General features: G+C 64.0%; 14 protein-coding genes. 9 read left to right on the top strand and 5 right to left on the bottom strand.

The window, feature by feature from the left end:
• Window positions 1–267 precede the first annotated feature (267 nt).
• From glnA to ntrC, 4 genes are all read left to right on the top strand, one after another.
• Window positions 268–1674 (top strand): glutamate--ammonia ligase, encoded by a 1407-nt coding sequence (glnA, locus tag PSEEN_RS01800; RefSeq protein WP_011531808.1) that lies wholly within the window; start codon window positions 268–270, stop codon window positions 1672–1674.
• A 152-nt stretch (window positions 1675–1826) separates the two neighbouring features.
• Window positions 1827–2366, top strand: coding sequence for a gamma subclass chorismate mutase AroQ (aroQ, locus tag PSEEN_RS01795; RefSeq protein ID WP_011531807.1), 540 nt, complete (start codon window positions 1827–1829; stop codon window positions 2364–2366).
• 253 nt (window positions 2367–2619) lie between these two features.
• The gene (glnL, locus tag PSEEN_RS01790) at window positions 2620–3705 is read left to right on the top strand and encodes a nitrogen regulation protein NR(II) (RefSeq protein WP_011531806.1); all 1086 of its coding nucleotides are present in this window, start codon (window positions 2620–2622) and stop codon (window positions 3703–3705) included.
• A complete protein-coding gene (gene ntrC, locus PSEEN_RS01785) occupies window positions 3702–5138 on the top strand; it encodes a nitrogen regulation protein NR(I) (RefSeq protein ID WP_011531805.1) in 1437 nt (478 codons plus the stop codon). Before glnL ends, ntrC begins: the two co-directional genes overlap by 4 nt.
• 377 nt (window positions 5139–5515) lie before the next feature.
• On the opposite strand, the gene PSEEN_RS01780 is transcribed toward ntrC, so the two are convergent.
• Window positions 5516–5953, bottom strand: a complete 438-nt coding sequence (locus tag PSEEN_RS01780; RefSeq protein ID WP_011531804.1) for a hypothetical protein — start codon at window positions 5951–5953, stop codon at window positions 5516–5518.
• Between PSEEN_RS01780 and trmL the strand changes: the two genes are divergently transcribed.
• Window positions 5952–6413, top strand: a complete 462-nt coding sequence (trmL, locus tag PSEEN_RS01775) for a tRNA (uridine(34)/cytosine(34)/5-carboxymethylaminomethyluridine(34)-2'-O)-methyltransferase TrmL (protein WP_011531803.1) — start codon at window positions 5952–5954, stop codon at window positions 6411–6413. The genes PSEEN_RS01780 and trmL overlap by 2 nt on opposite strands.
• A 116-nt stretch (window positions 6414–6529) precedes the next feature.
• On the opposite strand, the gene secB is transcribed toward trmL, so the two are convergent.
• From secB to PSEEN_RS01760, 3 genes are read right to left on the bottom strand one after another with little or no spacing between them, the layout of a single operon-like run.
• Window positions 6530–7012, bottom strand: a complete 483-nt coding sequence (gene secB / locus PSEEN_RS01770; protein WP_011531802.1) for a protein-export chaperone SecB — start codon at window positions 7010–7012, stop codon at window positions 6530–6532.
• Between the two features lie 39 nt (window positions 7013–7051).
• A complete protein-coding gene (gene grxC / locus PSEEN_RS01765) occupies window positions 7052–7306 on the bottom strand; it encodes a glutaredoxin 3 (protein WP_003249204.1) in 255 nt (84 codons plus the stop codon).
• Between the two features lies 1 nt (window position 7307).
• Window positions 7308–7721 (bottom strand): rhodanese-like domain-containing protein, encoded by a 414-nt coding sequence (locus PSEEN_RS01760; protein WP_011531801.1) that lies wholly within the window; start codon window positions 7719–7721, stop codon window positions 7308–7310.
• A 206-nt stretch (window positions 7722–7927) separates the two neighbouring features.
• Here PSEEN_RS01760 and gpmI point away from each other — a divergent pair, with 206 nt between their 5' ends.
• From gpmI to PSEEN_RS01740, 4 genes are all read left to right on the top strand, one after another.
• Window positions 7928–9463 carry a 2,3-bisphosphoglycerate-independent phosphoglycerate mutase gene (gpmI, locus tag PSEEN_RS01755; protein ID WP_011531800.1) on the top strand — a complete coding sequence of 512 codons (1536 nt, stop codon included), beginning with the start codon at window positions 7928–7930 and terminating at the stop codon, window positions 9461–9463.
• 186 nt (window positions 9464–9649) lie between these two features.
• Entirely contained in the window at window positions 9650–10948 is a 1299-nt protein-coding gene (locus PSEEN_RS01750; protein WP_011531799.1) for a murein hydrolase activator EnvC family protein, read from the top strand.
• Between the two features lie 88 nt (window positions 10949–11036).
• Window positions 11037–12368, top strand: coding sequence for a S41 family peptidase (locus PSEEN_RS01745; RefSeq protein WP_011531798.1), 1332 nt, complete (start codon window positions 11037–11039; stop codon window positions 12366–12368).
• 9 nt (window positions 12369–12377) lie between these two features.
• Complete coding sequence (locus PSEEN_RS01740; RefSeq protein WP_011531797.1) at window positions 12378–13142, top strand: divergent polysaccharide deacetylase family protein; 765 nt, start codon at window positions 12378–12380, stop codon at window positions 13140–13142.
• A gap of 87 nt (window positions 13143–13229) precedes the next feature.
• On the opposite strand, the gene PSEEN_RS01735 is transcribed toward PSEEN_RS01740, so the two are convergent.
• Window positions 13230–17882: a dermonecrotic toxin domain-containing protein gene (locus tag PSEEN_RS01735; RefSeq protein WP_011531796.1), complete on the bottom strand. Its 4653-nt coding sequence runs from the start codon at window positions 17880–17882 to the stop codon at window positions 13230–13232.
• Between the last annotated feature and the right edge of the window lie 50 nt (window positions 17883–17932).

The following is a 17932-nucleotide window of genomic DNA, read 5'->3' as shown; positions in this document are numbered from 1 at the left end:
CTACAGGGGGAAGTCGTCGTCAAACCCGCACCGCACCAATATGGTGCATACGATCCTGCTTGCGCCCTTAATGCGTGCACGATTCCTTCCTGCAGCTACGCTAAGTGCCCGTCAACGCCGGGTTTTATCCCGGCCTCGCCATTTTTGGGCACTGGCATGCAATTTGCTCCCTTGTGAGGCAGGTAAGCTTGGCCGACTATCCGCGCCCAGCGACACCCTTTTTCCAGGGCAGCGGCCAACCGCGCCCTAGACCATCCGGAGGACAACATGTCGAAGTCGGTTCAACTCATCAAAGATCATGACGTCAAGTGGATTGATCTGCGTTTCACGGACACCAAAGGCAAGCAGCACCACGTCACCATGCCGGCTCGCGATGCGCTGGAAGACGACTTCTTCGAAATCGGCAAGATGTTCGACGGCTCGTCGATCGAAGGCTGGAAAGGCATCGAAGCCTCCGACATGATCCTGCTGCCGGATGACGCCTCCGCCGTGCTGGACCCGTTCACCGAAGAGCCGACCCTGATCCTGGTCTGCGACGTGATCGAGCCGTCCACCATGCAAGGCTACGACCGCGACCCACGCGCCATCGCCAAGCGTGCCGAAGAGTACCTGAAGACCACCGGTATCGGTGACACCGTCTTCGTCGGCCCGGAGCCCGAGTTCTTCATCTTCGACCAGGTCAAGTTCAAGTCGGACATCTCCGGCTCGATGTTCAAGATCTACTCCGAGCAAGGCTCCTGGATGACCGACCAGGACGTCGAGGGCGGCAACAAGGGCCACCGCCCAGCCGTCAAAGGTGGCTACTTCCCGGTTCCGCCGTGCGACCACGACCACGAAATTCGTACCGCCATGTGCAACGCCATGGAAGAGATGGGCCTGGTCATCGAAGTTCACCACCACGAAGTGGCGACTGCCGGCCAGAACGAGATCGGTGTGAAGTTCAACACCCTGGTCACCAAGGCTGACGAAGTCCAGACCCTGAAGTACTGCGTGCACAACGTGGCCGACGCCTACGGCAAGACCGCCACCTTCATGCCGAAGCCGCTGTACGGCGACAACGGTTCGGGCATGCACGTGCACATGTCGATCTCCAAGGATGGCAAGAACACCTTCTCGGGCGAAGGCTATGCCGGCCTGTCCGACACCGCCCTGTACTTCATCGGCGGTATCATCAAGCACGGTAAGGCCCTGAACGGCTTCACCAACCCGGCCACCAACTCGTACAAGCGCCTGGTACCTGGCTTCGAAGCTCCGGTGATGCTGGCCTACTCGGCCCGCAACCGTTCGGCCTCGATCCGTATCCCGTACGTTTCCAGCCCGAAAGCCCGCCGCATCGAGGCGCGCTTCCCGGACCCGGCCGCCAACCCGTACCTGTGCTTCGCCGCCCTGCTGATGGCCGGCCTGGACGGTATCCAGAACAAGATCCACCCAGGCGATGCCGCCGACAAGAACCTGTACGACCTGCCGCCTGAAGAGGCCAAAGAGATCCCACAGGTTTGCGGCAGCCTGAAAGAAGCCCTGGAAGAGCTGGACAAGGGCCGTGCGTTCCTGACCAAGGGCGGCGTGTTCTCCGACGACTTCATCGATGCCTACATCGAGCTGAAGTCGGAAGAAGAGATCAAGGTCCGTACCTTCGTTCACCCGCTGGAATACGACCTGTACTACAGCGTTTGATGTAGCCGACGCCTGGCGTCGCCGACATCGATCTGAAACGGCCTCCCTCGGGAGGCCGTTTCTATTTGCACAACGGCAAGACAGGACTAAACCTATTGCCGCCTTCGAACCTATACAGAGACTTCAGTCTCCATCTATCTCAGGAGACCGCCATGCGTATCCCCCTTGCCCTGACCTGCTGCATTGCCTTGTCCGGCTGCGCCACCCCACCACCTCCCTCCCCTGCACTTGGCCACCTGCTCGACACCATCGATCGGCGCCTGGACCTCGCCGAGACAGTCGCCCTGCACAAGTGGGACCAGCGCCAGGCGGTTCAAGCCAGCGCCCGCGAAGAACAAGTGCTGGCCAGTGCACGCCAGGCTGCACCTGCCCATCAGCTTGATCCGGCGCGCGCTGCAGCGTTCTTCGCCGACCAGATGGAGGCCAATAAACTGCTGCAGTATCAGTTGCTCGACAGCTGGCACCTCGCACGGAAAGCGCCCAGCCTCGCCCAACGGGACCTTGGCAAGGAGGTGCGCCCCGAACTGGACCGGCTGCAAGAGCAACTGCTCGCCGCCCTTGCCCGCTTCGACCAGGCGATGCCAGGCGATTGCGCCACTCAGCTGGCCGACGCCCTGCAACAGCGCACGCACAACCCGGCTCGCCACCTTGCCTTGGTCCGCGCCAGCGGCCAGCTGTGCAAAACGCCGTGACCGCTCTATGCTCCATATTGGTGCACAAACAGATCGAGCGCCCCATCATGCACCCCAATATGGGTCACAAGAATCGATAAACCAGGGCTTTCTGGTCTGTATTTGCGCATAACCAGGGCTTTATCCGGATATTCCGCTTCTTTTCGGAGCCTTGGTTTGGTTCTTGCATTTTCACAGCATCCAGCACGTTATCCGTGCGCGCCCCTGGCCAGCCTCGGGGCGCCCATGTGCCAAAAGAGGTCAACGACGCCTTATGACCATCAGTGATGCACAGCACCGTCTGCTCCTGGACAACCTGACCACGGCCACGCTCCTGCTCAACGCCGAGCTGCGCCTTGAGTACATGAACCCGGCCGCGGAAATGCTCCTAGCCGTCAGCGGCCAACGCAGCCATGGGCAGTTCATCAGCGAGCTGTTCACCGAATCGACCGAGGCGCTCAACTCGCTGCGCCAGGCGGTCGAGCAGGCGCACCCGTTCACCAAGCGCGAAGCCCAGCTGACCTCGCTGACTGGCCAGACCATCACCGTCGACTATGCCGTCACCCCCATCCTGCACCAGGGCCAGACCCTGCTGCTGCTCGAAGTGCACCCACGTGATCGCCTGCTGCGCATCACCAAGGAAGAAGCCCAGCTGAGCAAGCAGGAAACCACCAAGATGCTGGTGCGCGGCCTGGCCCACGAGATCAAGAACCCGCTGGGCGGCATCCGCGGCGCGGCACAGTTGCTGGCCCGGGAACTGCCCGAGGACGGCCTGCGCGACTACACCAACGTGATCATCGAGGAAGCCGACCGCCTGCGGAACCTGGTCGACCGCATGCTCGGTTCGAACAAGCTGCCGTCGCTGGCCATGACCAATATCCACGAAGTGCTGGAGCGGGTGTGCAGCCTGGTCGAAGCCGAAAGCCAGGGTTGCATCACGTTGGTGCGCGACTACGACCCGAGCCTTCCTGACGTGCTGATCGACCGTGAACAGATGATCCAGGCCGTACTCAACATCGTGCGCAACGCCATGCAGGCCATCGGCAGCCAGAACGAGCTGCGCCTGGGGCGTATTGCGCTGCGCAGCCGCGCGGTGCGCCAGTTCACCATCGGCCATGTGCGCCACCGCCTGGTGGCCCGGGTCGAGATCGTCGACAACGGCCCGGGCATTCCCCCGGAGCTGCAGGACACCCTCTTCTACCCCATGGTCAGCGGCCGCCCGGACGGTACCGGGCTGGGCCTGGCCATCACCCAGAACATCATCAGCCAGCACCAGGGCCTGATCGAGTGTGAAAGCCACCCCGGCCATACCGCGTTCTCGATCTACCTGCCCCTGGAACAAGGAGCCACCGCCCCATGAGCCGAAGTGAAACCGTCTGGATCGTCGATGATGATCGCTCCATCCGCTGGGTCCTGGAAAAGGCCCTGCAGCAGGAGGGCATGACCACCCAGAGCTTCGACAGTGCCGACGGTGTCATGGGCCGCCTGGCCCGCCAGCAACCGGACGTGATCATTTCCGATATCCGCATGCCGGGGGCCAGCGGCCTTGATTTGCTGGCGCAGATCCGCGAGCAGCACCCGCGCCTGCCGGTGATCATCATGACCGCCCACTCCGACCTGGACAGCGCCGTGGCGTCGTACCAGGGTGGCGCCTTCGAGTATCTGCCCAAGCCGTTCGACGTCGACGAGGCGGTGTCGCTGGTCAAGCGCGCCAACCAGCACGCCCAGGAGCAACAGGCGCTGGACGTGCCGCAAGCCCTGGCCCGCACCCCCGAGATCATTGGCGAGGCGCCGGCGATGCAGGAGGTGTTCCGCGCCATCGGGCGCCTCAGCCACTCCAACATCACCGTGCTGATCAATGGCGAATCCGGTACCGGTAAAGAACTGGTGGCCCACGCCCTGCACCGCCACAGCCCGCGTGCGGCGTCGCCGTTCATCGCCCTGAACATGGCGGCGATCCCCAAGGACCTGATGGAATCCGAGCTGTTCGGCCATGAGAAAGGCGCCTTCACCGGCGCCGCCAACCTGCGCCGTGGCCGCTTCGAGCAGGCCGACGGCGGCACGCTGTTCCTCGACGAGATCGGCGACATGCCCGCCGACACCCAGACCCGCCTGCTGCGGGTGCTGGCCGATGGCGAGTTCTACCGGGTCGGCGGCCATGTGCCGGTGAAGGTGGACGTGCGCATCATCGCCGCCACCCACCAGAACCTCGAGTCGCTGGTGCAGGCCGGCAAGTTCCGGGAAGACCTGTTCCACCGCCTCAATGTGATCCGCATCCATATCCCACGCCTGGCTGACCGGCGCGAAGACATCCCGGCCTTGGCCCGTCACTTCCTCGGCCGCGCCGCCCAGGAGCTGGCGGTCGAGCCCAAGCTGCTCAAGCCGGAAACCGAGGAATTCATCCGCAACCTGCCGTGGCCGGGCAACGTGCGCCAGCTGGAGAACACCTGCCGCTGGATCACCGTGATGGCGTCCAGCCGCGAAGTGCTGGTCGGCGACCTGCCCCCGGAACTGCTCAACCTGCCCCAGGACGCCGCGCCGGTGACCAACTGGGAGCAGGCTCTGCGCCAGTGGGCCGACCAGGCCCTGGCCCGTGGCCAGTCGAGCCTGCTCGACAGCGCCGTGCCCAGCTTCGAGCGGATCATGATCGAGACCGCGCTCAAGCACACCGCAGGGCGCCGCCGTGACGCGGCGGTGCTGCTGGGCTGGGGGCGCAATACCCTGACGCGCAAGATCAAGGAGTTGGGGATGAAGGTCGATGGTGGGGATGATGACGAGGGTGAAGATCACTGAGTTGAGCGGAAGTATTCAGCCTGGGGCTGCTGCGCAGCCCTTCGCCGGCAAGCCGGCTCCTACAGGTGTGACGCCATTCTTGTAGGAGCCGGCTTGCCGGCGAAGGGCCGCAAGGCGGCCCCAGTCGTTTCCAGGCCCCATGCACCGATCCTGTGCCCCTTGCACCGTGTGAAGGCACAAATCCCATCAAAACCTGGCTAAACAGCCCTCAACGCCAGCATTTACGGGCAAGGAAAACCTGGCACGCCCCCTGCAATAGACACTGTATCTCCAGTTTCGGGGGCCTCGGTACAGGCAGGCCGGGATACCCCCTCTTTACTTCGCCATCGCGCAAGTTTCGGGGACCCTGGTACAGGCAGGCCGGGACATCCCCTCTTTTATTCGTGCAGCCTCACCTGCACCCGCCAGCGCCCATCGTCCTCTGCACCGGACCACTCACCGTGCAGGGGACGGGCGGCCACCACGCTCAGCACCAGCCCTTCTTCGCTTTTCTGCAGGCGCCAGCCCACCGGCTTGCCCTGCATCGTCAACTGGCCACGCTGGGCCTTGCCCTGGGCCTCGAACACCACCGCCACGGTGCCTTCGACATTCTCACCGTGCAGCTTGGGCTCCTCGTTGAACCACAGGTCGAGGCCGTCCTGCACCACCGTTACCTGCTCCAGCACACGCTCCTCGGGCGTGGTCAGGCGGCCGATCATCAGGCCGACCATCAGCCCGACAATCGCCAGGGACAGGATCACCCGCGGGAAGGCCTTCGAACGCAGGTCCGGTTCGAGGGTAGAATGCTCGTCATCTTCACGCCTGGAGCCGTGCATGTTTCACGTCATCCTTTTTCAACCAGAAATTCCGCCGAACACCGGCAACATCATCCGCCTCTGCGCCAACAGCGGTTGCGCCCTGCACCTGATCGAGCCCATCAGCTTCGAACTGGACGACAAGCGCCTGCGCCGGGCAGGGCTGGATTACCACGAGTATGCCACGCTCAAGCGCCACGAGAGCCTGGCCGGATGCCTGGAAAGCCTAGGCAACCCGCGGCTGTTCGCCTTTACCACCAAGGGTTCGCACCCCTTCCACGAGGTCGCCTACCAGCCTGGTGACGCCTTCCTGTTCGGCCCTGAGAGCCGTGGCCTGCCGGCGGAGGTGCTGGACAGCCTGCCGGCGGAGCAGCGCCTGCGCCTGCCGATGCGGCCTGGCTGCCGCAGCCTGAACCTGTCCAACACCGTGGCGGTGACGGTTTACGAGGCGTGGCGCCAGCAGGGCTTTGCCGGGAGCTGAGCGGGTTCGCCGGCAAGCCGGCTCCTACGTCACCTGTAGGAGCCGGCTTGCCGGCGAACAGTCCCGACAGGCAAGAAAAAAGCGCCCCTCGAGGCGCTTTTTCATGGCTTGCAGCCTTACTGCACGGTCGGCACTTCACCGGCTTCCTGCATGCGCTGCATCTCTTGCGCGTACAGGGCGTCGAAGTTGACCGGCGACAGCATCAGTGCCGGGAACGAACCGCGGGTCACCAGGCTGTCCAGGGTTTCACGGGCGTACGGGAACAGGATGTTCGGGCAGAAGGCGCCGAGGGTGTGGCTCATGGAAGCGGCGTCGAGGTTGGCGATCAGGAAGATGCCGGCCTGCTGCACTTCGGCGATGAAGGCCACTTCGTCACCGTTCTTGACGGTTACCGACAGGGTCAGCACCACTTCGTGGAAGTCGCCTTCCAGGGCTTTCTGGCGGGTGTTCAGGTCCAGCGAAACGCTCGGTTCCCACTGCTGGCGGAAGATCTGCGGGCTTTTCGGGGCCTCGAACGACAGATCGCGCACGTAGATGCGCTGCAGGGAGAATTGTGGGGCGTTGGCGTCAGTGGCGCCGTTGGTCTGTTGCTCGGTCATGGCAGATCCTTTTCCTAATGTTCTTGAATGCAGTGCGAATCAGGCCGCCAGCAGCGCGTCGAGCTTGCCGGCGCGCTCCAGGGCATAGAGGTCATCGCATCCACCGACGTGCGTGCTGCCGATCCAGATCTGCGGCACCGAGGTGCGCCCGGCCTTCTGGCTCATTTCGGCGCGAACCTGGGGTTTGCCGTCGACCTTGATCTCCTCGAACGCCACGCCCTTGCTCTCGAGCAGGTACTTGGCGCGCATGCAGTAGGGGCAGTAGTCGCTGGAATAGACGATGACGGGCTTCATATCACTTCACCAGGGGCAGGTTATCGGCTTTCCAGCTGGAAACGCCACCGCTGAGCTTGGCGGCGGTGAAACCAGCCTTGAGCAGCTCGCGGCACAGGGTGCCGGACTGCTGGCCCATCGCGTCGACGACGATCAGGGTCTTGTCTTTGTGCTTTTCCAGCTCGCTCATGCGGCCGGCCACTTTGTCCTGCGGAATGCTCAGCGCACCGACGATATGCCCGGCCGAGTACTCCTTGGCTGGGCGGATATCGATCACCACGGCCTTTTCGGCATTGACCAGGGCGGTCAGCTGGCCGTTGCTCAGGCTCTGGCCGCCACGGCGGACTTCGTTGATCAGCAGCAGGATCAGCAGGACGACGAAGATCGCCACCAGGATGAAGTGATCTGTCGCGAATTGAATCAGGTGAGCAACCATCAGCGGTGTTCCAGGCGATTGAAAATGGCGGCCAGTATACACAGCCCCCCATGACCGCCAAAGCCCACCGGGCCGGCCGGAAAAGCGCCTTCATGTTGCATATCCGACCGCGCTGGTCGGGCAAGGGGAGGAATATTCGCCGCCGCTGGCGGATTTGCCCTAAAATGCGTGTCTTTATCATCTTTGAACAACCGTGAGTTTGATTGATGACGAGTACGCCTAAACCCCTGGTCCTGATCATCCTGGATGGCTTCGGTCACAGCGAAAGCCCCGAATACAACGCCATCTTCGCCGCCAACACACCGGTCTACGACCGCCTGCGCGCCACCCAGCCGCACGGTTTGATCTCCGGTTCCGGCATGGACGTGGGCCTGCCCGACGGGCAGATGGGCAACTCCGAAGTCGGTCACATGAACCTCGGCGCCGGCCGCGTGGTGTACCAGGACTTCACCCGGGTGACCAAGGCGATCCGCGACGGCGAGTTCTTTGAAAACCCGGTACTCACCGGCGCGGTGGACAAGGCGGCCAGCGCCGGCAAGGCCGTGCACATCCTTGGCCTGCTCTCCGACGGCGGCGTGCACAGCCACCAGGACCACCTGATCGCCATGGCCGAGCTGGCCGCGCAGCGCGGCGCCGAGAAGATCTACCTGCACGCCTTCCTCGACGGCCGCGACACCCCGCCACGCAGCGCGCAGTCGTCCATCGAACTGCTCGACGCCACCTTCGCCAAGCTGGGCAAGGGCCGCATCGCCAGCCTGATCGGCCGCTACTACGCCATGGACCGCGACAACCGCTGGGACCGCGTCAGCGCCGCCTACAACCTGATCGTCGACAGCGCCGCCGAATACACCGCCGACAGCGCCCTTGCCGGCCTGCAAGCGGCCTACGCCCGCGAGGAGAACGACGAGTTCGTCAAGGCCACGCGCATTGGCGAAGCGGTCAAGGTCGAGGATGGCGACGCGGTCATCTTCATGAACTTCCGCGCCGACCGCGCCCGCGAGCTGTCGCGCGCATTCGTCGAGCCGGACTTCAACGAATTCCCACGCGCACGCCTGCCCAAGCTGGCGGCGTACATCGGCCTGACCCAGTACTCGGCGAAAATTCCGGCACCCGCCGCGTTTGCCCCGTCCAGCCTGGACAACGTCCTGGGCGAATACCTGGCGAAGAACGGCAAGACCCAGCTGCGCATCGCCGAAACCGAAAAGTACGCGCATGTCACATTCTTCTTCTCCGGTGGCCGCGAAGAACCGTTCGAAGGCGAAGAGCGCATCCTGATCCCATCGCCGAAGGTCGCCACCTACGACCTGCAGCCGGAAATGAACGCCCCGGAAGTGACCGACCGCATCGTCGAGGCCATCGAGCAGCAGCGCTTTGACGTGATCGTGGTCAACTACGCCAACGGTGACATGGTCGGCCATACCGGCGTGTTCGAGGCAGCGGTCAAGGCCGTCGAAGCGTTGGACAGCTGTGTCGGGCGCATCGTCGAGGCGCTGGGCAAGGTGGGCGGCGAAGCACTGATCACCGCCGACCACGGCAACGTCGAGCAGATGGAAGACGAGTGCACCGGCCAGGCGCACACCGCCCATACCAGCGAGCCGGTGCCGTTCATCTATGTCGGCAAGCGCAAAGTCACCGTCCGCGAAGGTGGCGTGCTGGCCGATGTCGCACCGACCATGCTCAAGCTGCTGGGGCTGGAAAAGCCTGCGGAAATGACCGGTACCTCTATTCTGGTCGATGCCTGATCAAAACCTGTTCGCCCGCAAGCCGGCTCCTACAAATGACGCGTAGGAGCCGGCTTGCCGGCGAACGGGACCGGCAAAACACATGAATTCCAGACCAACGCCCCGCCGCACACGCTGCGGGGCGTTTTTTTTACAGGCCCGCGCGGGCATACTAGGCCAGTCTCCATCCCCGGTACGCCAAACCCCATGCTCCGCGCCTTTCTCTTACTAGCCCTGTCATGCCTGCTCGCCCCGGCCTTCGCTGCCGACGAGCGCGCGCAGACCCAGCAACAGCTGGACGCCACCCGCCAGGACATTGCCGAGCTGAAGAAAATGCTGGGCAAACTCCAGGAGGAGAAATCCGGCGTGCAGAAAGACCTCAAGGCTACCGAGACCGACATCGGCAACCTCGAAAAGCAGGTGGAGGCACTGCAGCAAGAACTAAAAAAGACCGAGGGCGAGCTGGAGCGCCTTGACCACGAGAAAAAAAAACTCCAGAGCGCCCGCAGTGAACAACAGCGACTGATCGCCATCCAGGCCCGTTCCGCCTACCAGAACAACGGCCGCGAGGAATACCTCAAGCTGCTGCTCAACCAGCAGAACCCGGAAAAGTTCGCCCGCACCCTCACTTACTACGACTACCTGAGCAAGGCGCGCACCGAACAGCTGCGCACCTTCAACGAGACGCTGCGCCAGTTGGCCAACGTCGAACAGGATATCGGCCGCCAGCAGGAGCAACTGCTGGCCCAACGCGCCGACCTCGACAGCCAGCGCCAGGCCCTCGAAAGCGAGCGCGGCAAGCGCCAGCAGGTGCTGGCCAAGCTCAACAGCGACATGAAGGAGCGCGACCAGAAGCTCCAGGCCCGTGAGCAGGACCAGGCCGACCTGGGCAAGGTGCTCAAGACCATCGAGGAAACCCTCGCCCGCCAGGCCCGCGAGGCTGAAGAAGCCCGCCAGCGCGCCCTGCTGGCCAAGCAGGAAGAAGAAAAGCGGCTCAAGGAACAAGCCCTGGCCGCCGCCCGCGACAACACGCCCGAGGAAGCCCCGAAAAAGGCCCGCACCACGTTGGGGCCGGTGGTTTCCAGTGACGGAGCCAGCTATGGCGGCGCATTTTCTGCGGCCCGGGGAAAACTTCCGTGGCCGGTCAATGGTCGACTGTTGGCACGCTTTGGCGATGCCCGTGGTGGCGATGCCCGGGCCAAGTGGGACGGCGTGATGATCGGCGCCAGCGCCGGCACCCAGGTACGCGCCGTGCACGGCGGGCGTGTGGTGTTCGCCGACTGGTTGCGTGGCGCCGGACTTCTGGTCATCCTCGACCATGGCAACGGTTACCTGAGCCTGTACGGCCACAACCAGAGCCTGCTCAAGAGCGCCGGCGACATCGTCAAGGCCGGCGAAGCCATCTCGACCGTCGGCGACAGCGGCGGCCAGGACAGCGCCGGGTTGTACTTCGCGATTCGCCAGCAGGGCCGCCCCTCCGACCCCGCGCAATGGTGCCGAGGCTAGGTTCGACTATTTTTACGGCGCGGCACATCCAATGTGACGCACCGATGCTCCCCGCAGGAGCGCCAACAGGATCAGGAGTTCGTTCGACATGCTGCACTCGCCTCGCCTCTCTCAACTGGCCCTGACCATCGCCCTGGTCGTCGGCGCGCCCCTGGCCATTGCCGCCGAGCCGGCCAAGCCAGTCGCCGCCAAGCCGGCCACGGTGCCAGCCACAGAGGTGACCGCCAAGGCGCCGCTGCCGCTCGAGGAGCTACGCACCTTCGCCGAGGTCATGGACCGTATCAAGGCCGCCTATGTCGAGCCAGTGGATGACAAGACGCTGCTGGAAAACGCCATCAAGGGCATGCTCAGCAACCTCGACCCGCATTCGGCGTACCTCGGCCCCGAGGATTTCCAGGAGCTGCAGGAAAGCACCAGCGGCGAATTCGGCGGCCTAGGGATCGAAGTCGGCCAGGAAGACGGTTTCATCAAGGTGGTCTCACCCATCGACGACACCCCGGCCTCCCGCGCTGGCGTGCAGGCGGGCGACCTGATCGTCAAGATCAATGGCGCCCCGACCCGTGGCCAGACCATGACCGAAGCGGTCGACAAGATGCGTGGCAAGGTCGGCGAGAAGATCACCCTGACGCTGGTTCGCGATGGCGGCACGCCCTTCGACGTGACCCTCGCCCGTGCGGTGATCCAGGTCAAGAGCGTGAAGAGCCAGCTGCTGGAGAACGACTACGGCTACATCCGCATCACCCAGTTCCAGGTCAAGACCGGCGACGAGGTGGGCAAGGCCCTGGCCAAGCTGCGCAAGGACAACGGCAAGAAGCTGCGCGGCGTGGTGCTGGACCTGCGCAACAACCCCGGTGGCGTGCTGCAGGCCGCGGTGGAAGTGGCCGACCACTTCCTCACCAAAGGCCTGATCGTCTACACCAAAGGCCGCATCGCCAACTCCGAGCTGCGCTTCTCCGCCGACCCGGCCGACGCCAGCGAAGGCGTGCCACTGGTGGTGCTGATCAACGGCGGCAGCGCCTCGGCTTCGGAGATCGTCGCCGGCGCCCTGCAGGACCAGAAACGCGCCGTGCTGATGGGCACCGACAGCTTCGGCAAGGGCTCGGTGCAGACCGTGCTGCCGCTGGCCAACGACCGTGCGCTCAAGCTCACCACCGCGCTGTACTTCACCCCCAACGGCCGCTCGATCCAGGCCCAGGGCATCGTCCCCGACATCGAAGTGCGTCCAGCCAAGCTGACCACGGAAGCCGACAACGACAACTTCAAGGAAGCCGACCTGCAAGGCCACCTGGGCAACGGCAACGGCGGCGCCGACCGCCCGACCGGCAGCAGCAAGCGCAAGGAACGCCCGCAGGACAACGACTTCCAGCTCAGCCAGGCCCTCAGCCTGCTCAAGGGCCTGAACATCACCAAGGGCAACTGACCGCTTCCCATGCGTTATCTGCTGTGCACGCTGTTCTGCCTCATGCTCGGTGCCGCCCAGGCGGCGCCGGGCAAGGCCTACATGAGCATCATCATCGACGACCTGGGCCAGAGCGACGAGCGCGACAGCCGCACCCTCGCCCTGCCCGGCCCGGTCACGATGGCTATCATGCCCGACACGCCCCACGCCACCGACTTCGCCCGCCAGGCCCACAAGGCCGGGCGCACGGTGATCCTGCACATGCCCATGGACCCGGCCACCGGCCCCTATGCCTGGCACCCCGGCACAGCGATCGAGGAGCTGGCCCGGCGCCTGGACGCCGCATTGGCCAAAGTGCCCTACGCCGCCGGCATCAACAACCACATGGGCAGCCGCATGACCGCCCAGCGTGAGCCGATGCACTGGCTGATGGCGGAGCTGCAGCGCCGCCACCTGTTCTTCGTCGACAGCCGCACCAGCGCCGCCACCGTCGCGGCGGCAGAGGCACAGGCAGTCGGCCTGGCCCATGTCTCACGGGATGTGTTCCTCGATGACGTACGCACCGTGGAAGCGATCAATGGCCAGTTGCAGCAGGGTATTGACCTGGCCCGCAAGCAGGGCTCGGCGGTGCTGATCGGGCACCCCTACCCGCAGACACTGGACGTGTTGAGCCGCGAGATCCCCAAGCTCAAGGCCCAGGGCATCGAGCTGGTCAGCCTGCGCCAGATGATCGCCGAGCGCGGCAATCAAGCCATGCCCGCCCACGGCAAGCACGGCCGCTACAGCAATCGCTGAAAGCCCAGCTCCATTGATTTGAAGCGACCGCTGTAGGCGCGGCTTCAGCCACGATCACCCGCAAAGCGGGTGCCTGCTGACCTTTGCTCAGGCCAAGGGAATGATGCCCTCCACGTCGGCGCTGGTCAGACGCCCGCGGTGCACACGCTCACCACTGGCTGCCTCGTACTGCCTGCCCAGGAAGCGCTGGCTCCAGAGTTTCAGATGCCCTTGGGTAAACGTATCGAGCGGCGCCGATTGCGAGCTCAGGTGGAAGTGCGCCGCCCAGATGGGACGGCCCTTGGTCTGCTCCGGCGTGCTCAGGCGAGAGATCCGGAACTCATCGAACGGACTGGTGGTGATCGAAGTCTCACGCCGGACATAGTCCACCTTGAGCAGCCCCTGGTCATGAAGGAAGCGCAGGCCGTGGGCGGTCGGATAACGGCTCTTGCCGTACAACTCCGTCAACAGCACTGTCTTGCGTGCCTCCAGGTCGTTCACCGCCACCGTCAACGGCGCGATGCGCTCCTCGCTCACGCCTTGGTCCAGCAGCACTGCACGCACGCCCTTGAGCTTGTTGATCTGGCGCTTGAGCAGGCGCTCCAGCGTTACGCCGCTGACATCATCCTTCACATAGGCGGCGGCGATGACGAGCACATCTTCATTGTCCTTGGACAAGGCCTGCAACATGGTGTCGATATCCTCGGCCAACCCCTCGCTGGGCTGCACTTCCTGCGTGTCGTCACGCTGCACCCACTCTCCCTCCTTGAAGTCGAAGACCTGCAGGGCACGCTTGCTGAGTGGGTCCAGCACCTCGAGCTCGGCCTTGCCCTGAACCTGGGTGGCGATGACCAGGAGACCGTCCCGGTTGCGAATCGCTTTCTGCGGCGCAGTGGTTTGCGGATACGGCACGCGCCTGGGCACCTGCGTCACGCCATCCTGTTCGGCAAGGGCTTCGACCAGCCGACGCCCGGCGTCGTCCTTGAGCAGCTGCATATGGGTGCGGTAGCGCTGCAGCATGTCGACCTCGACCAGGGCGCCGCCCGTACGCTCGAGGTGAAGCGCATTGATGATCGCCGCCGCATAGGCATCCCACGCCTCCTGTAGGATGCTGATCCGATCCGCCACGCTCAGATTGGACATCTGCGATTCGCCATGTGCGGTGGCGGCGCTCCTGAGGGTGATGCCGGCCAGGTCGTCGCGGTACCTGAACAGCTGGGGTTGCCCTGCGTCCAGATGCAGGGCCAGGTCAGCCAGGTTCAGGGCATGATGGAAGCGCAGGTCGACCGTGGTGAAGGTACGCTCGGCGATCAGTTGGCCGACCGTGCGCGACATTCCACCCACACCAATGTCCAGCTCATCACTCACCTGCGCCAGCAACTCGTCCATGCCACCTTGGGCGACGAGCATGCGCTCCTGGATTTCAATGACCGTCCGAAGCGCCTCGCGAAATTGCTGGTACTCCTTTCGCACATGGGGCCCGACTCCGTCATCGAACTGCGCCGCCAGCTCGCTCATCCGTGGGAAGTTCGCCAGATGTTGCAACTCGCTCAGGATGAAATCGCTGTTACGGATCAGCCCGGCCACGAGCATGCTTCGCTGCAACTCAATAGTCTGCTCGAACCCTGCTTTTCGATAGCTGCCGTACTTGGGTTCGAGCATCGTCTGCAAGATGGCGCAGTGCTTGCGGTCAAACCGCACGAGGCTCTCGGCCTGGGCGACTGCCTGCAGGCGCTCGGTGTCCAACTGCACATCAAGTGTGGCGATGCGTTGCTCGTAAGAGCCCATGATCCGGTCGGAGCTCTGCCAGTCGAACGAAGCATCCTCGGCATTTTCAGCCTCGAGACGCCGACCTTGCTCCTGGCTTTTCAGCTTCTCTACATGCTCGATGCGCCCGTGAGTCTGGGCGACTTGCGCACTGCAACGGGCAAACGCTGCCAGTTCCAGATTGGCATTATCGGTGTAGCTATCAGTGGATACCCTCAGCTTTGTGAACTGCTGCTCCAGACGCACTTTGGGCATGCCTGCATCAAGGCGCAGCCGGGTATCGATTCGCCAGGCCCCCTGCTCGAAGACGAGCCACGGCCCTGCCTTGCCCGCGCTATCGACCACACGGGTCTGATCACCCGTCACGCTCACGGCAAAGGTTTCGCCCGACATCGAGACATAGTGGCCTGCGCCAACCTCATACAGTCCAGCCTGAGTAGGTCGCCGGCCCTTCAACTCGATACTCGAACGCATTGCCAGCAACACCTTGCGCTGCTCCGGCGCCAACCAGTTGAAGCCCTGGTTGCCGCGCCAGGTGAGATCGAGGTGCAAGTGCTTTGCCAAGCCAAGTGGACCTGGCATGCCGACCTTACCTGCGATCGGCTCGACCCTCGCTGCCGCGTAGCCACCATCCTGGGCAGGAGCGCCTTCGAACGCAATCCCCTGGGGCAGCGGCCTCGGCCCCTTCACACCGGCCGTTGGCAGCCGGGCATGCAGCATCGCCATGCCCAGGTTGATGATCAGGTCAACAGTCGCCAAGGAGCGCTGGAACTCAGTGCCTTGCTCGAGCGCCTCACCGTCGCCCTGCAGGCTGGCCAGGCTCTGCACCAGCCAAGCCACCGAGGCCACCGGCCCCCGCACCAGCACGGTGGCGGTATCGAACAACAGCCATGCACCTTTGGCGAGCATCGCCCAGCGGCTTTCGGCATTCGACGTGCTCTGCTCATCAGCCAGTGCCATGAGCATGGCCCGGTTGGCCGTGTACAGCTTTTCATCCACATCGCTCAGCCACAACTGCGCATCGAACTGGGCCGGTTCCGGCTTGTCAGGCAACTGGAACGGGTCGATGCCAATGTAAGCGACATGGGGCTCGCTGAAGCCACCGTTGGCGTAGATGGGCCGAACGCGTTCATCCATCCAGGCGAGGATGCTCTCTTGCAGCAGGGACGATGCGCGAATGGCCGCCATCATGTCGGCCACGCTGGAAAATTGCCGCAATGGGTCCTGCGCATGCAGAGGGCGATAGAGCAACACCACCGCGGGCTCGGTCGAGAACAGCACGAACATGCCGCGCACCAGGTCGTGCTGGCCGGACGTCGGCTGACGCTTGAAGGCCAGCGGGACCAAGCCGCTGGTCTTCGACGCTGCATCGACATGCCCATCGCACAGGTCGACGACACACTGCAGCCCCGCTTCAGTGAGCTTGCGGTCAAGTTTCGCCTGCAGCGCACTGAAGCGCAGCGACTGGCGCCACTCCCGGGCGAAGCGCCGTGTACGCTCGGAACGGGTCGCCGGGTCGTCCAAGGCATCCGCTACATACGCGGGGTAACGGCCACCGATATCGACCTTGCGCACCAGCTCTTTCACATACTCGGCATTCATCCATGGCTCGATCAGTTGATCGTTGGTGTGCCGGATCTCGCTGATGAAGGCGTCCCCCAAACCGCTGAGATTGGCGATGGCAAACTCGGTCAGGGTCTTCTCGCCCACCGACTCAAGAGGTTCGCCGCCACCGCTGCCGGTACCCGTACCTCCCGGCATGCCCTTGGCGACCCGTAGCGCCAGGACCAGCTCATCGGGAAAGTAATTGGCCTCCACCGGGTAGTCCTTGAGCATCTGTGCGCGCAATTGCTGGCGGGCATAGGCCTGCAGGTCCAGGATCCCGTCCAGCGCCGCCACACCCTCGGCGTCTGCCTGATCCAGCGCCAAGGCCAACAACCCCGACTGATAGGCGAAGCTGTCGCGTGCCGACGCAAAGCCTATGCCTGGAGGGACCGCTGGCGAACCGTCCTCTTCGACGAAGTACCCGTCCACGAACCACTGCGCAGGGTCGCTCAGCGCCGCGCAATGCGCCTCCAGCTCGGCCAGGGTCAGCCCCTGCAAGCGCAGTTGCCCGATGCGCTCGAGCATGCCCTCGAGCAGCAACGCAACCCACTGCGCGAACACATTCCCCTCGAGCTGGTGACGGTCCCAGGCCATGGCGGTGAACCGGTAGCTCAGCGCCAGCTCATCACGCAGCGACAGGGCGAAGTCGTCCACCGAATCGAAAGGCCTGACCTGGCTCGACGGCGCGCACCAGAGCACGATCTCGCGCTCGTCCCACTCGCCCACCACCAGCAAACCTGGCTGCAGGACGTCGTATTGCTGCCCATCCGCGGTCAGCTTGGCCTCCACCACGAACACCGAAGGTTGATCGTCGCCGCCCTGGATCAACCCACGGACAAGGGCCTGCTGCTGGTCATCCAACCCCTGCAGCGGCAGGTTGCGCAGCAGCGCCATCTTCAACAGCAATTGCAGCCAGCGGTCACGACTCTTGCCTGAACTGCCCTGCCCACGCCAGTACGCCACCTGGGCCTGGCGCAGCAGGTCAATCAGTTTCGCCAGCAAGGTGTTGAGTGCCGGCGAAATGCCCACCAGACGGCGCGTATCCAGTGGATCGTGCGAACCGGCGAAGCGATGGGGTTGCGCCAAGCCCAAGTTGTAGTGGCGCTCGCCGACCGCTTCAAGATCCAGCGGTGCACCGTCCAGCATGGCCTGCAACATGACATCCACCAGCGGGGCTGTCGTCCAGTACTCGGTGTCGGGGTCGGGACTGTCCAGGGTCAGTGGGTCGGCGGATGTCAGCCCTGGCTGAACGAAGGTCAGCCAGGGCAATTCCTCGAGCAGCACCTGCAGCAAGTGTTCGCTCAGCACCTGGCGCAGGGTCGGACGGTCGGCGAACTGCCTGGTAACGGCGCTCTTGAAGTCAAATATCGGTGTCGATGTCATGGTCATGGGAAAGGCCCGTTCGTTGATGAACCGCCACCATGCCCCCGCACCCGCAC

Source organism: Pseudomonas entomophila L48 (genome assembly GCF_000026105.1).
GTDB lineage: Bacteria > Pseudomonadota > Gammaproteobacteria > Pseudomonadales > Pseudomonadaceae > Aquipseudomonas > Aquipseudomonas entomophila.
This window is presented reverse-complemented; position numbering and strand designations above follow the sequence as displayed.